Below are 680 nucleotides of genomic sequence, written 5' to 3' on the forward strand. Positions count from 1 at the left end.
GCGGTGCCGCTGCCGTCCATGTCCGCCAGATACACATAACCGGCATTAAATTCTGCCTGTGTTTTACTGAATCCGTCCGGCGTCAGGGGCTGACCAAAGCGCCCGTGACCCAGGTTCGGCCAGCAAACCACGCCGTCCGCACTGATTTGCACTAAATGTTGCTGACCGGAGCCGAGAACATCACTGAACGCCACCAGATTTGCGGCATCGCCGTCCGGTGATGGCAGCACGATTTTCTCTGCCTGCGGGATATTTTGCGCGGATAACCAGCCGTCTTTGCTGCCGGGCCAGATGCGCACACTGCGCGGACCGATAAGCACGAGGTCTGTTGCACCGATCCCGTTAATATCGGTCATTTGCGCGGCAGGATGGCTGTATTCCAGCGGCAGGGTACTGAGTGGTGTAAAGTTCAGCCACGTTGCCGGATCATCCGTTTGCTGAACATATTGCCCGTGTACACCCGGCTGCGTGACGACCCACTGCATACGGCCGTCGCCATCCAGATCGGTGAGCATCGCACCCTCTTTCAGCACGGGGATATTATCCAGACGCTGTGGTTTATTCCATATAACCGCATTGACATCATCACTTTGGGTATCACGAACCGGTGCGCGGTAATACCAGGCACCGCTGTCCTGATACAGCACACCCGCAATGCCTTCGCCGTGCAGATCAAGATA

1 pseudogene is annotated in these 680 nt (G+C 56.8%); it reads right to left on the minus strand.

Annotated features, from left to right (window positions below):
• Positions 1-680: pseudogene (locus ACMHKJ_RS19325) on the minus strand (SpvB/TcaC N-terminal domain-containing protein); the annotation flags it as partial.

This window comes from Morganella psychrotolerans (assembly GCF_965118875.1).
In the GTDB taxonomy this organism is placed as follows: Bacteria; Pseudomonadota; Gammaproteobacteria; order Enterobacterales; family Enterobacteriaceae; genus Morganella; species Morganella psychrotolerans_C.